General features: G+C 60.2%; 14 protein-coding genes. 10 read left to right on the top strand and 4 right to left on the bottom strand.

What is annotated here, in order from left to right; translation table 11 throughout:
- Positions 1-123: 123 nt before the first annotated feature.
- Positions 124-1,155 carry a protease SohB gene (gene sohB, locus J4E63_RS08490; RefSeq protein WP_207281644.1) on the bottom strand — a complete coding sequence of 344 codons (1,032 nt, stop codon included), beginning with the start codon at positions 1,153-1,155 and terminating at the stop codon, positions 124-126.
- A gap of 226 nt (positions 1,156-1,381) precedes the next feature.
- Here sohB and J4E63_RS08485 point away from each other — a divergent pair, with 226 nt between their 5' ends.
- The 4 genes from J4E63_RS08485 (at position 1,382) to J4E63_RS08470 (ending at position 5,320) form a co-directional block, all read left to right on the top strand.
- Positions 1,382-2,092 (top strand): histidine phosphatase family protein, encoded by a 711-nt coding sequence (locus tag J4E63_RS08485; protein ID WP_192263233.1) that lies wholly within the window; start codon positions 1,382-1,384, stop codon positions 2,090-2,092.
- A 51-nt stretch (positions 2,093-2,143) separates the two neighbouring features.
- Positions 2,144-2,458, top strand: a complete 315-nt coding sequence (locus J4E63_RS08480; protein ID WP_207281643.1) for an SCP2 sterol-binding domain-containing protein — start codon at positions 2,144-2,146, stop codon at positions 2,456-2,458.
- Positions 2,459-2,674: 216 nt separating this feature from the next.
- Positions 2,675-4,393, top strand: coding sequence for a hydrogenase maturation protein (locus tag J4E63_RS08475; RefSeq protein ID WP_207281642.1), 1,719 nt, complete (start codon positions 2,675-2,677; stop codon positions 4,391-4,393).
- Positions 4,394-4,456: 63 nt separating this feature from the next.
- Complete coding sequence (locus J4E63_RS08470) at positions 4,457-5,320, top strand: LysR family transcriptional regulator (RefSeq protein ID WP_103309493.1); 864 nt, start codon at positions 4,457-4,459, stop codon at positions 5,318-5,320.
- A gap of 207 nt (positions 5,321-5,527) precedes the next feature.
- Here the strand turns inward: J4E63_RS08470 and J4E63_RS08465 are convergent, their stop codons facing one another.
- A complete protein-coding gene (locus tag J4E63_RS08465; protein ID WP_060738125.1) occupies positions 5,528-5,770 on the bottom strand; it encodes a YdcH family protein in 243 nt (80 codons plus the stop codon).
- Positions 5,771-5,987: 217 nt separating this feature from the next.
- Between J4E63_RS08465 and J4E63_RS08460 the strand changes: the two genes are divergently transcribed.
- On the top strand, positions 5,988-6,509 hold the full coding sequence (locus J4E63_RS08460) for a DUF4142 domain-containing protein (protein WP_060738126.1): 522 nt from the start codon (positions 5,988-5,990) through the stop codon (positions 6,507-6,509).
- 98 nt (positions 6,510-6,607) lie between these two features.
- Here the strand turns inward: J4E63_RS08460 and J4E63_RS08455 are convergent, their stop codons facing one another.
- Positions 6,608-7,393: a pyrroline-5-carboxylate reductase gene (locus J4E63_RS08455; protein ID WP_207281641.1), complete on the bottom strand. Its 786-nt coding sequence runs from the start codon at positions 7,391-7,393 to the stop codon at positions 6,608-6,610.
- On the bottom strand, positions 7,383-8,087 hold the full coding sequence (locus tag J4E63_RS08450; RefSeq protein ID WP_060738128.1) for a TetR/AcrR family transcriptional regulator: 705 nt from the start codon (positions 8,085-8,087) through the stop codon (positions 7,383-7,385). The genes J4E63_RS08455 and J4E63_RS08450 overlap by 11 nt, the downstream gene beginning before the upstream one ends.
- Positions 8,088-8,682: 595 nt before the next feature.
- Between J4E63_RS08450 and choW the strand changes: the two genes are divergently transcribed.
- The 5 genes from choW to J4E63_RS08425 all read left to right on the top strand — a co-directional run bounded on the left by choW (position 8,683) and on the right by J4E63_RS08425 (position 14,261).
- The gene (gene choW, locus J4E63_RS08445; RefSeq protein ID WP_207281640.1) at positions 8,683-9,531 is read left to right on the top strand and encodes a choline ABC transporter permease subunit; all 849 of its coding nucleotides are present in this window, start codon (positions 8,683-8,685) and stop codon (positions 9,529-9,531) included.
- Positions 9,528-10,751 carry a choline ABC transporter ATP-binding protein gene (gene choV / locus J4E63_RS08440; protein ID WP_207281639.1) on the top strand — a complete coding sequence of 408 codons (1,224 nt, stop codon included), beginning with the start codon at positions 9,528-9,530 and terminating at the stop codon, positions 10,749-10,751. Before choW ends, choV begins: the two co-directional genes overlap by 4 nt.
- Before the next feature lie 29 nt (positions 10,752-10,780).
- Positions 10,781-11,719 (top strand): LysR substrate-binding domain-containing protein, encoded by a 939-nt coding sequence (locus J4E63_RS08435; RefSeq protein ID WP_207281638.1) that lies wholly within the window; start codon positions 10,781-10,783, stop codon positions 11,717-11,719.
- Between the two features lie 139 nt (positions 11,720-11,858).
- A complete protein-coding gene (locus J4E63_RS08430) occupies positions 11,859-13,115 on the top strand; it encodes an SRPBCC family protein (RefSeq protein ID WP_207281637.1) in 1,257 nt (418 codons plus the stop codon).
- A gap of 9 nt (positions 13,116-13,124) precedes the next feature.
- Positions 13,125-14,261 carry a hybrid-cluster NAD(P)-dependent oxidoreductase gene (locus J4E63_RS08425; RefSeq protein ID WP_207281636.1) on the top strand — a complete coding sequence of 379 codons (1,137 nt, stop codon included), beginning with the start codon at positions 13,125-13,127 and terminating at the stop codon, positions 14,259-14,261.
- Positions 14,262-14,275: the final 14 nt, after the last annotated feature.

Below are 14,275 nucleotides of genomic sequence, written 5' to 3'. Positions count from 1 at the left end.
CGCCTCAGACCCCCTGTGGGAGCGAGCTTGCTCGCGATAGCGGTCAGCTTGCATCCATGTTGGATGTGCCGCCGCTATCGCGAGCAAGCTCGCTCCCACAGGGGGTAGGCATTATTCCTGCAATTACCAGAACCGCTGCTGGGTCAGGCGGCTCCACCAACTGAGCAGCACGCGATCCACCGAACCGCTGGCCGCCATGCCAATGCGTTCCTGCAGGCTTTTGCGTTCGGCGTAGTGCAGGTGGTACAGCTCGGCACCCTTGGCCCGTTCGGCCAGGTACTCGTCGCTGGTTTTCAGCTCGTCCACCAGATGCTTGCCCAGCGCCGCGACACCCAGCCAGACTTCACCCGTCGCCACTTCATCGATGGCCAGTTGCGGGCGATAGTTGGACACGAAGTTCTTGAACAGTTCATGGGTGATGTCCAGGTCTTCCTGGAACTTCTCCCGGCCCTTCTCGGTATTTTCACCGAACACCGTCAACGTGCGTTTGTATTCGCCGGCCGTCAACACTTCGAAATCGATGTCATGTTTCTTCAGCAGACGGTTGACGTTGGGCAATTGCGCGACGACGCCGATGGAGCCCAGGATCGCGAAGGGAGCGCTGATGATCTTCTCGCCGATGCACGCCATCATGTAGCCGCCGCTGGCCGCCACCTTGTCGATGCAGACGGTCAGCGGCACGCCGGCCTGACGGATCCGCGCCAGTTGCGACGAGGCCAGGCCGTAGCTGTGGACCATGCCGCCGCCACTTTCCAGGCGCAGCACCACTTCATCCTTCGGCGTTGCCAGGGTCAGCAGCGCGGTGATTTCATGACGCAGGCTCTCGGTGGCCGAGGCCTTGATGTCACCGTCGAAGTCCAGCACGAACACCCGGGGCTTGGCCGCCGGCTTGTCCTTGCTTTTCTTCCCGGCCTTTTCTGCCTTGCCTTCGGCCTTGCGCAAGGCCTTGAGCTGATCCTTGTCCAGCAACGTCTGTTCCAGGCGCTCGCGCAACCCCTTGTAGAAATCGTTGAGTTTGCTCACCTGCAACTGGCCGGCCGACTTGCGCCGCCCCTTGCTGCGCAGCGCAGCAAAACTGGCCAGCACCACCAGGATGGCGATCACCAGCGTCACGGTCTTGGCCAGGAAACCGGCATACTCGATGAAAAACTCCACAGCAACTCCTTAAATGCAATGCGCCACTGAACGCAGGCGCGTGACAGTCCCAGCATACCCATGCGCCTGCGTCGCGACCAGCCAAGAAACCTATGGTTACCTTGACGCGAGCCAGGCAGGGCAAGGCTGCAACGGGCATTTCAAACAAGCGTATGTTTTTTCATTGACAGCTCACCGCCATCCCCATAACCTCGCCAAACCTTCAACGTACCGGGATGACGCGGACGTGGGCAGTATCTATCTGATTCGACATGGCCAGGCCTCCTTTGGTGCGGACGACTACGATGTCCTCTCGCCCAATGGCGTACGCCAGGCGCAAGTGCTCGGCGACCACCTCGCCGAGCTCGGTGTCGTATTCGACCGCTGCCTCTCGGGTGACCTGCGGCGCCAACAGGATACCGCCGTCGGTGCGCTGGGCCAGATGTCCGCCGCCGGCATGCCGGTCCCCGAATTGGAAATCGACCCGGCGTTCAACGAGTTCGATGCCGATGCGGTCATTCGCGCCCTGTTGCCGGACATGCTCCCCCAGGAACCCGAGGCGTTGCATATCCTGCGCAACGCCGCGCAGAACCGCGCCGAATTCCAGCGTATCTTCGTGCTGATCGTCGAGCGCTGGCTGAGCGGCCAGTATGACCCGCCCGGTCTCGAAAGCTGGCTGGGTTTCGTCGAGCGGGTCCAGGCGGGCCTGCAGCGCATCCTGGAGCAAGCCGACAACACCCACAAGATCGCCGTGTTCACCTCCGGCGGCACCATCACCGCCCTGCTCCACCTGATCACCCGGATACCGGCCCGACAGGCCTTCGAACTGAACTGGCAAATCGTCAACACCTCGCTCAACCACCTGAAATTCAGGGGCCGCGAGGTGGCCCTGGCTTCCTTCAACAGCCATGCCCACCTGCAACTGTTGAAGGCCCCGGACCTCATCACCTTTCGCTGAGTCCGGATTACTGTAGACCCTTGCTGTACCACCCAAATAAGGATCGAAACCATGACCACCGTAGCCGACGCCGTACAAGCCATGAAAGCCAAGTTCAACCCAGCCGCCGCAGCCGGCCTGGACCTGGTATTCGGTTTCCGCATCGATGAATCCAAGCATTTCTCGCTGATCGTCAAGGACAGCACCTGCGAACTGCAGGAAGGTGAAAACCCGGACGCCCAGGTGACCCTGGTGATGGACGGCGAAACCCTGCAAGGCATCGTCGACGGCAGCACCGACGGCATGCAAGCGTTCATGGGCGGCAAACTGCGCGCCGAAGGCGACATGATGCTGGCCATGAAACTGTCCGAGCTGTTCCCAGCCTGAGAATGAGTTCGCCCTCCTCGCGAGCCTTTTGATTGCCAACGAATCCCGCCCCCATGGCGGGATTCGTGTTTTTGCCCCTCCTTGATTTCCCACCGCACACAACCTTGACCCCTGTCAGTTCCCGCGCGTCCTCCAACCGCTAACGTAGCGCTTCCATCAAGGCCAGGGACGGCTCATCGGGAGCCTGTGCCTGCTCATCTCAAGGAAGAGAGACCTATGCCCCCACTGAAGATCGTTCTGCTGTCCAGCGCATTCAACGGCTTGACCCAACGCGCCTGGCTGGACCTGCGCGAGGCCGGTTATCGCCCCAGCGTGGTGCTGTTCACCGATGCCGTCTCGGTCTGCCGGCAAATCGAAGAAAGCGGCGCCGACCTGGTGATCTGTCCGTTTCTCAAGGACCGCGTACCCGAGCAGTTGTGGCGCAACCCACGGCGCCCGGTGGTGATCATTCATCCAGGGATTGTCGGCGATCGCGGTGCCAGTGCCCTGGACTGGGCGATCACCCGGCAGCCCGAACGCTGGGGTGTCACCGCATTGCAGGCGGTGGAGGAAATGGATGCCGGGCCCGTGTGGGCCACGTGGGAATTCGACCTGCCCAAAGGCCTGCGTAAATCGGAGCTGTATAACGGTCCAGTCAGCGACGCGGCCATTCGTTGCATCCGCGAGGTCGTGGAAAAATACCATGACGGTTTCGTCCCGGTGCCACTGGACTATGGCCGCCATGACGTGATCGGGCGCCTGCAACCGAACATGACCCAGGACGATCGCAGCTTCAGCTGGCACGACAGCAGCGGTTTCATCAAGCGTTGCATCGACGCCGCGGACGGTCAGCCCGGTGTGCTCGCAAGCCTGGCCGGCGAACAGTTTTACCTGTACGACGCCCATCCGGACGTTCGCCGCGGCCTGCCCGGCGAGCTATTGGCCATGCGTGACGATGCGGTGCTGGTGGCGACAGGGGATGCCAGCCTGTGGATCGGCGCACTGCGCCGCAAACCGCAACCCGGCGAACAGACCTTCAAGCGCCCGGCGCGCCATGTACTGTCGAACCGCCTCGAAGGTATCCCGGTGCTCGACAGTTCCCTGGGCCGGCAGCCGTTCAGCGACGAACCCTATCAACCCATTCGTTACCGCGAATGCGGCCATGTCGGGGAGCTGACGTTCGAGTTCTATAACGGCGCGATGAGCACTGAGCAATGCCAGCGCCTGGTGGCGGCATTGCGCTGGGCCAAGTCCCGGGACACCCAGGTGCTGTTGATCCGTGGTGGGCGCGGCAGCTTTTCCAACGGCGTACACCTGAACGTGATCCAGGCCGCCGCCGAACCGGGCCTGGAAGCCTGGGCCAACATACAAGCCATCGACGATGTTTGCCTGGAGTTGTTCAGCGCCCGGCAACTGGTGGTCAGCGGCCTGACGGGGAACGCCGGGGCCGGCGGTGTGATGCTGGCCATGGCCGCCGATATCGTGCTGGCGCGCCGTGACATTGTGCTCAACCCCCATTACGCGACCATGGGCCTGTACGGCTCTGAATACTGGACCTACAGCCTGCCCCGCGCGGTCGGTCCGGACATGGCCTGGAAACTCACCCGGGACTGCCTGCCGATCAGCGCCCTCCAGGCGTTGCGCTACGGCATGGTCCAGGAGATCGGACCACGCTGCCCCGACGAGTTCGGCCTGTGGCTGCTGCAACGAGCCAACAGTGCGCTGCTCGATCCGAACTATGAAAGCATCCGGGTTCGCAAGGCCGAGCGAAGCCTGTCAGCGATCCAGGCGTGCCGCGATGGTGAGCTCGCGCAGATGCGACATGACATGGTGGACAATCGCCACGGCTTCGCCGATAAGTGCCGTGGTTTCGTCTTCAAGCACAAGGCCTGCCGCACGCCAGAACGCCTGGTCGCCCCTTGGGCGCGAACGGCACAGGTCCAAGCCGTCCAATAATGTCCGGTACCGGCGAGACGCGGCAGCTCTTACAATGCCCGCTTCCCCCGCATCGGCCTGAACATGGACATCGACCTCGCCCGCACTTTTCTGGAAATCGTCCGCCACGGCAGCCTCGCCGCAGCCGCCGAAAAGCTGCACGTGACCCAGACGGCGATCACCGCCCGGGTCCAGAAGCTCGAAAGCCAGCTCGGCTGCGCGCTGTTCGTGCGCAACCGTGCCGGCGCGCGCTTGACCGCCGACGGCGAGGCCTTTGTGGTCTACGCCAATCAACTGGTGCAAACCTGGGAAGCGGCCCGCCGGGACCTGCCGCTGCCCGAGGGTTATCGCAACGTCCTGCACCTGGGAGGCGAGGTCAGCCTGTGCAACCCCTTGATGCTCGCCTGGGCCGGAGCACTGCGCCAGAAGATCCCCGGTCACGCCCTGCGCATGGACATCCGCGACGGCGAGAAGCTGCTGCAACAGTTGGAACTGGGCCTGCTGGATGCGGCGGTGGTCTATCAGCCCGAATACTGGCCGCGCCTGCAGGTAGAACAACTGCTGGAAGAAAAACTAATCCTGGTGCGCCTGGCCGCCCGTCCCGAACCCTACGTGTACATCGACTGGAGCGCAGACTTCCGGCGCCAACACGACACCGCGCTGCCAGACAAGGCCAAGGCCGCCGTGACCTTCAACCTCGGCCCCCTGGCCCTGCAATACATCCTGGAAAACGGCGGCAGCGGTTACTTCCGCACGCGAGTCGTGCAGAGCTACCTGGACAGTGGAATCCTGGAACGGGTGCCCAAGGCACCGGAATTCAATTACCCGACTTACCTGGTCTATTCCCGCGATCGGGACTCAGCGGCGTTGCAGCAGGCATTCGAAGTGCTGCGAGAGATCGTCAAGACCGGCAGCGACTGGTCGCAGCGCTGGGATCCATTGACCTGACAACTGCTCAAGCAAGACTTGCCTGGAGTGAGGACCTGACATGGCCTGGGATTGCTCCCGCTTTTCAGGCGCTGGCGAAGCCGGCGATCTTTCTCTTGCGACTCAATCGCCAGTGGAAGATCGCAGCCTCGTTGCACTCGGCAGTTCCTACAGTCGCAACCCAGCGGGAGCACTCTCTGGACACAAAAGCCCTTGAAGGGTCGGGTTCTATGGCTCGCTCTGCATGTGATCCACGATCTCGTCCTTGATCAGCAATCGCTTCTTCTTGAGCGTCTCCAAAACGTCGGCGGGCAGCGCGGCGGAGGACGGCTTCTCGGCATCGACCACCTTGGCATCAAGTTGGGAGTATTGTTGAAGTAACGAGTCGAGCCTTGGATTCTCGCTGCGTTTTTGCTGGATTTGATCTTTTGTGTAGTTGAGATCCTGGCACAAATCGTGAGACACCGGCATGGAACACCTCCTTTGATGGATCGGTGGCAGGCGTCCTTTCAACGCCCGTCGATTATCAGGATGGCCTCTTGAACGGGGTTCTGTCGACCGCCAATCCGACCAGCGGTGACCGTTCGTCGTACCGGATCGCTTGGCGATCAAACCTTTGCCCGGGCACAACCCTCCATTGATCAGAGACGACAAGAATCGCTCGTTCAACCTGTATGGAGACTCACTTATGGACAAATTCATCCTGCGTCAACTTGGCCTGGCAGTCGCCCTGAGCACCAGCATGGGCATGGCCTGGGCCGCGACTTCCAACGACTTCGTCGACGAGGCGGCGGTCGGTGGCATCGCGGAAATCGAAACCAGCAAACTGGCCTTGGAAAAAAGCCAATCGGCGGACATCAAGGCGTTCGCCAACAAGATGATCACCGACCACACCAAGGCCAACGAAGAGCTGAAGACGCTGGCGAAAAAACATGACATCGAAGTGCCCGACGACACCACCTTGATGAAGAAAGCCAAGGCGAAGATTCTCGAGGTACGCGATGAGTCCTTTGATGCGGCCTTCGCCAACAACCAGGTCAAGGCCCACGAAGAAACCATCGCCCTGTTCAAGAAAGAAGCCAATACCGTGACCGACGACAAGAAAGCCGGCAACACCGAACTCAAGGCGTTCGCCCAGAAGATGCTGCCGGACCTGCAACACCACCTGGATGAAGCCAAGAAACTTCAGGCGGCCCATCCAAGCAAGTAACGGTCAACCCACTACTTGAGCCGCCACAGGGCTCGCTCAAGGAAAAACGGCGCTTCTCCCAAGACTGGAAGGCGCCGTTTTCGTACCCCGGACTTTTATCAGGCCTCAAGCCCCTTGCGCGCAACCGCAGCACCCGCCTGCAACGCCCTGCCCACCTGTACTTCGAAATCCCCCCGGTTCATCACCTGCAAGGCGGCGGCCGTGACACCCCGGTAAGCCACCAAGGCATCAATCATCTGCTGGGCGTCACGACTCGCCAGCAACTGGCTGCTGTTGACCACGACACTTTTCGCCGCCAACTGTGCGATGTCGCCAGGTATGCCGGCCAGCATCGCCTGATGGGCCAGCGCCGTCATCAACAAGGCCGGAAAGGCCGGGCCAGTGCCCGAGAGCGCGGAAAGGTAATCGATGAAATCTTCTTTCTCGACCTCAGCCGCGGTGCCCACGCACTCGAACAACTGCTGCACGAGGCTTTTCGTCGTCGGCGCTATCGCGCTAAAACCATACCAAGGCGTAAAGGACTGTCCGATTTCCACCGCCGCGTTGGGCATCGCCCGCACGACCGCTGAAGCCGAAGTCTGCGCAGCAATCGCCTGCGCGGTGATCCCGGCCATCAGGGAGATCACCGTCTTACCCGCCGCATTGATGCCCAGGCTGGCGAAATGCTCGGGACGAACCGCAATGATCACCACGGCGCTGCGATCCACCAGGTCCTGGTTGTCCGTGACCAGGCAAGCACCTTGTTGAGCCAACGGATGATTGCCCGAGCGATTGGAAATGATCAGGTTGCCCGCCGGCACCAGCTCCTTCGCCAGGACTGCCTTGGCAATCGCGCCGCCCAACCAACCGGTACCGCCAATGATCCCAAGGGTCTCATTGATCATCGCCGTGACCTTCGAACGTGTCGGTCAGGGGCACAAAGACCCCGGGCTCTTTTTCGGCATAACCGAACTTCCCGTAGAAACGATCCAGCTCACGCTGCTTGGGGACTTTGCCGGTGAAGATGCTCACGTAATGCGGGATGCGCTGGAAGCGCACGGTGATCAACTCTGTCGTGTTCATGGTGATGTAGCCGATCTGCGTCAGATAGATCGTTCGGGCCCGCGCATCAGCCCCCTGGCTGTCGTAGCCAAAGCGCTTGAACATGTTCGCCAGGGCGTTCATGCGCTGCTCGTCCACCACCGCCACCTCTTGGGCCACTTCAGCAGACTGAAGCGCCCAACTGCGCACGGCGAACTCGAATTGCGAGTCGAACAATTGCGGGTTGAGCCAGCACTCGAACACATTCAGGATCGCCTCGGAAATGCTTTCGGCATAGCTTTCACTTTGCCGGATCAGCCCCCCCGTGTTGGTCTCCCGCCAACGCGACAGCAAAGCAGCCAGCAGTTGCTCACGGTCCTCGAAAAACCAGTAGAAGCTGGTGCGTGACAAACCCAGGCGCTTGGCCAGTGGCATGACCCGGACCGCATCGATGCCCGACTCTTTCAGGGCCACATAGGCCGCTTCCAGCCAGCCCTCCGGCGAGCCGCGCCAGCCTGCGTCCTGGGCCTTGCTACGGGCCTTCCCTACCTGCGGCATCGTGCGCCTCCTTCTTCAAATACGTGATAGAAATGTACCCTGATGATCCTTTAATGTACACATGAGTACATTTTGTTGACTTGACCGTCTCGAGCACTTAAAGTCCAGCCTCATGGAGATCCAACCACCGCTCCCATCAAACAAGCCGGGCCCAGGCATGAAACAACATGTCCGTGAGGCGCGCCTGGTTGTATCTCCAAGAGGCAAGGACTCTAAAACAACAACAACGAGCCGCCATTATGATTTCTTTGCTGAACGCCGCTGAAAGAACTTCGTCATCCGGCCAAAGAATGCCGGAACGCCTGCCTTCGTCATACCCTTCATCATGTCACCCACTGCCCAAATCCAGATAACTGCCAACGCGAGTTCAGCGCGCAGGCGCTCTGTGCTGCCCGAACGCTTGGGCCACAGATATCAACCATTTGAAGCGAGGTCATCGATGCTCCAGCCAGGACAGAACCTAGCCCCCGCCAGGTAACGCATCGCCCAGCGATAACAGAACTTCAACCCCGCCGTGCGATTGGATCAGCCGTACACGCCTGTGCCCGGGTGGTTGCGTTCGCGAGTCATTTCTTCCATCAGCCGGATTAGTGATATGTGGATTACACAAGAGAAACTTCCCTTGGGCGAGATCATTGCCCGGTATGTCGATTGGTTGACGCAGCATGGCGCAGACGTATTCGACGCTATATCCCTGGCGTTGTCCGGGACCATCACTGCGCTGACGCACGCCCTTCTGTGGTTCAACCCCCTGGCTTTGATCGCGATATTTGCGTTCCTCGCTTATTACATCCAACGCAAGGTCAGCCTGACACTTTTCGTCGCCTTTTCATTCTTGCTGATATTCAACCTCGGCTACTGGCAGGAAACCATGGAAACCCTGGCCCAGGTGACGTTCGCCACACTCGTGTGCGTGATCATCGGCGTACCGCTGGGCATTGTCGCCGCGCACAAGCCGATGTTCTACACCTTGATGCGTCCGGTGCTCGATCTGATGCAGACCGTACCGACCTTCGTCTACCTCATTCCTACCCTGACCCTTTTCGGTCTGGGTGTGGTACCAGGCCTGATCTCCACGGTGGTGTTCGCGATTGCCGCGCCCATCCGCCTGACCTACCTGGGCATCCGCGACGTTCCGGACGAACTGATGGACGCCGGCAAAGCCTTCGGCTGTTCCCGTCGCCAACTCCTGTCGCGGATCGAACTGCCCCATGCGATGCCCAGCATCGCGGCCGGTATCACCCAATGCATCATGCTGTCGTTGTCGATGGTGGTGATCGCCGCGCTGGTGGGTGCCGATGGCCTGGGCAAACCCGTGGTCAATGCACTGAACACCGCCGATATCGCCATGGGCTTCGAAGCCGGCCTGGCGATCGTGCTGCTGGCCATCATCCTCGACCGAATCTGCAAACAACGGGAAACCGTGAAAAGAGGTGACGTATGAGCATCATCCGTTTTGAAGACGTCGACGTCATCTTCTCTGCCCGTCCGAAGCCCGCCCTGGATCTGCTCGACCAAGGCTTTTCGCGGCCGGAGATTTTTCAGAAAACCGGTTTGATCGTCGGTGTGGAGAAAGCCAACCTGGAGATCAACAAAGGGGAGATCTGCGTGCTCATGGGCCTGTCCGGCTCCGGCAAATCCAGCCTGCTGCGCTGCATCAACGGGCTGAACACCGTCAGTCGCGGCAAGCTGTTCGTCGAACACGAGGGCCGGCAGATCGACATCGCCTCCTGCACCCCCGCCGAACTGAAGATGATGCGCACCCAGCGCATCGCCATGGTGTTCCAGAAATTCGCCCTGATGCCTTGGCTGACGGTGCGCGAGAACATCAGCTTCGGCCTGGAAATGCAGGGCCGCCCGGAAAAGGAATGCCGCAAGCTGGTGGATGAGAAGCTCGAGCTGGTGGGCCTGACCCAGTGGCGCAACAAGAAGCCTGACGAACTGTCCGGCGGCATGCAACAACGGGTCGGCCTGGCCCGCGCCCTGGCGATGGACGCCGACATCCTGCTGATGGATGAACCGTTCTCGGCCCTCGACCCGCTGATTCGCCAAGGACTGCAGGATGAGTTGCTCGATCTGCAGCGCAAGCTGCACAAGACCATCGTCTTCGTCAGCCATGACCTGGACGAAGCCCTGAAGCTGGGCACGCGGATCGCCATCATGAAAGACGGCAAGATCATCCAATACAGCAAGCCGGAAGAGATCGTGTTGAACCCGGCGGATGACTATGTGCGCAACTTCGTCGCCCACACCAACCCGTTGAATGTGCTGTGCGCGAAAAGCTTGATGAGCCCACTGGAGCAGTGCGTCTTTGTCCGCGACGAATATTGCCTGGATACGGCTCAAAACCTGTGGATGGTGGTGAACCCGCAGCGTCATCTGAGCAGCGTTCGAAAAGGCGTCACCACTGCACACGTCCAATCATGGAATTCGACCGAGCGAATCGACACCTTGGCGCGACAACCGACTTGCGTGCCGCCGATCACCACCATGCGCGACGCCCTGCAGATTCGCTACGAAACGGGCCATCCCCTGATCGTACGGAACGAGGCCGGTATCGTCCTGGGCATATTGGGCGACGGTGAACTGTACCGGGCACTGTTGGGGCACAACCTGTCGCACCCTGTGCTTGCTGAACCCGCAAGAGAATCTTCGGTGGCGTGAGTCACCCGGCACGGCGTTGGAACATACCTATGCAACCCAGCGATATCGATAAGAAGGTCAAGGGCTATCGGCGGTTGATACCGTCGATGACGGCGTTGCTGGAGTTCGAAGCCGTGGCGCGGCTGGCCAGTTTCACCCTGGCCGCCCAAGAGCTGGGCGTGACGCAGGCCGCCGTCAGCAAGCAGATCCGGTTATTGGAAGATACCCTGGAGACCAAGCTGTTCCATCGCCTTCATCGGTCGATCAAACTGACGCACGAAGGCTATGTCCTGCATCTGGTCGTCGCGGAGTCCATTCAACGCATGGCCAGTGTCTTCGACAAAATTGCCGAGGGCATTGGTGAGCAGGAGATCACCATCGCCTGCACGGAAGCGTTTTCTCACTTGAGAATACTCCCCCGGTTGATTGCACTGCGCACCCTGCAACCGAAGTTGAAGTTACGCTTGCTGACGCAACAAGTCTCGCCCAGTTCATACCGCGATGACGTCGACCTGGCCATCCGTTTCGGCAATGGAAAATGGGAGGATGGCAGTTCGGTTTTCCTGTTCGATGAAGAAGTCTTTCCCATTTGCGCGCCGGCCTGGCTTACCGCCAACGCAGCCCCTTCATCCGTTACCGATTTCCTGGACACGGCGCTGATTGATTCGGACTCCACCCTGGAGGGCTGGATGACCTGGAACCGTTGGTGCCGGGAACTGGGCGATATGCGCCCCAAGCTCAACTATTCCTTTCGCTGCAGTTCCTATAACGATGCAATCGAGGCGGCTATTCAAGGCCACGGCATTGCGCTGGGGTGGAGTCGGCTGATCGCGCACCGGCTCAACAGTGGTGAACTGATCAGGATTACGCCCTACGTGGTCAAGCCAAAAGACGCTTATTACCTGGTTATTCCGAGCGGTCGAAAACTTGAGCCCATCACCCAGGCACTGATCGATTGGCTGCGCGATGACAGCCATCTAAGCCATTGATTAAATAGAGGTTAAAGACCACTTTTACGCATAACGCAAAGTTATGCGAGCGTGAAAATAAAGCGCGTTGACGGTCTTATCCCACCTTTCCAAACTGTACTCGCCGCCTGATCAATTTTGCGTTTGAGCGAGACCCATAATGACAATTAATACCGTGAAGACCCATCGTGAACTTCTGACCGACCGCACGCCCGGTCATGGTATGCCGGGCGGTTTGTTCGGTCGCCAGGATATTTTTGAAACCGATGTCGATATCTTCTTCACCCAGCATTGGATTCTGGTGGGGGTCGCCAGCGACGTCCCCGAACCCGGTGATGTCTCCACCCTCAATATCGGCAAATCCTCCATCCTCCTGGTGCGCGACGATGATGAGCATGTGCAGGCGTTTCGCAACGTTTGCCGGCACCGCGGGGCGCGCTTGAAACAGGCTGGCAAGTCAACGGTGGGCATGCTGGTCTGCCCCTATCACCAGTGGAGCTACGACCTGGATGGCAGCCTGAAACATGCGGCACACATGGGCCAGGACTTCGACCCTAAATGCAAAAGCCTGATCCCGGTACACACTCGGGTCGTCGGCACCCATGTCTTCGTCTGCCTGGGCGACGAACCACCAGAAGACATCCTGTACCTTGACCAGGTCATGACACCGCGTTTCGCCCAATATGACCTCGCCCATTCCAAGATCGCCCACGAATCGGAAATCATCGAGAACGGCAATTGGAAACTGGTGATCGAAAATAACCGCGAGTGTTATCACTGCGCCGCCACCCACCCGGAACTGACCGCCTCTTTCCTGCCCGAAGATTTCGGTTTCTGCACCGACGGGCTGGGGGAAGATTCACTTCAGGCGCTGGCGGAGTATCACCGCCGCAATGCCGAGACCAAGGCCAACTGGGAGCACGAAGGTTATATCTGCGATGCCGTCGAACACCTGGGTGAAGACGCCGTGACCCAGTTCCGCTCGCAGCGCCTGGCCATTGCCGGCAACGGCGAATCCCAGACCCTGGACACCCGCGTGGCGTGCACCCGGCTGTTTGGCGGGCTCACGCGCCGCGACTTGGGCGACGTGCATCTTTGGACGCACAACTCGTGGACCCACATCATGAGCGACCATGCCGTGGTCTCCTACATCATCCCGCTGGCGCCCGATAAAACCCTGGTGCGCACCAAGTGGCTGGTCCATGCCGATGCCGTCGAAGGCGTCGATTACCAGGTGGATAAGCTGACCGAAGTCTGGGTCGCGACCAACCTGCAGGACGCCAGCCTCGTCGGCATCACCCACAGCGGTACCCAGGATCCTGCCTACACGCCCGGGCCGTTCTCGGCCTTCACCGAAACCTATGTCGACCAGTTCTCTCGCTGGTACGCGGCGCGTCTGGCCGCCCATGGCGTGTGAGGAATGAACATGACGACTTACGAAAACCTGACGCGCCCTGGATATGCCAGCGTGGTCCAGCGTTTTACCGACCCGGCCACCTGGGGCACGTTCGGCGCGCAATGGCACAGCGGTGAACAGAAAACCCTGCAATGCTGCGCTGTGCGCCAGGAAACCCATGACGTCAAAACCTTTATTTTTCGCTGTGCGGACTTCAGCGCCCTGAGCTTCGAGCCCGGTCAATTCATCACGATCTCACCGGTCATTGGCGGGCAGACCATTGCCCGCTGCTACACCCTGTCGTCCTCCCCGACCCGGCCGTTTGCGTTTTCCATTACCGTCAAGCGCGTACCGGGGGGCGCGGTGTCGAACTGGCTGCATGACAACCTCAAGCCCGGCGACAACCTAAAGGCCTGCGGCCCGGCGGGCAGCTTCACACCGGTCGGCCATCCGGCGACCAAGTTGTTGTACCTGTCCGCCGGTTCCGGCGTAACGCCCCTGATGTCGATGACCCGGGCCGCGTGCGACATGGCCGGCAACCTCGACATCGTTTTCGTGCACAGCGCCCGCACGCCCACCGACATCATCTTCCACGGGGAACTGACGCGCATGCAGGCCGCCATGCCGGGGTTGCGGGTCATCAGTGTTTGCGAAGGTCTTGGTGACACCGCTCAATGGCAGCAACCGATAGGCCGGCTCGACTTGTCGTTGCTGAGCCAGCACGTGCCGGACTACCAGGAGCGGGAAATCTTTACCTGCGGCCCCCAGGGTTACATGGAAGCGGTCAAGTCGCTGCTCAGGGAAGCGGCATTCGATTTCGCCCACTACCACCAGGAAAGCTTCGACATTGCCGCACTGAATGAAGAACCGTTGATCGAGCAGGCGGCTTCGCTCAATCAACAGGACGTCTTCACCGTGACCCTGTCGCGGTCAGGCAAGACGTTCAGCATGCCGGGCCATCAGACCGTGCTGTCTGCCGCCAGGAAAGCCGGCGCGATCGTGCCCTCCTCCTGCAGCCAGGGTATTTGTGGCACCTGCAAGACGGCCCTGCTCCAGGGCACGGTGGACATGCATCACAACGGCGGTATCAGGCAGCGGGAAATCGACAAAGGCCTGCGCTTGCTGTGCTGCAGCAAACCCACTTCTGATCTGGTCCTTGATCTTTAGCCTTGCCTCAAGCA

Source organism: Pseudomonas sp. FW300-N2F2, assembly GCF_017351655.1.
Classification (GTDB): Bacteria; Pseudomonadota; Gammaproteobacteria; order Pseudomonadales; family Pseudomonadaceae; genus Aquipseudomonas; species Aquipseudomonas fluorescens_AA.
This window is presented reverse-complemented; position numbering and strand designations above follow the sequence as displayed.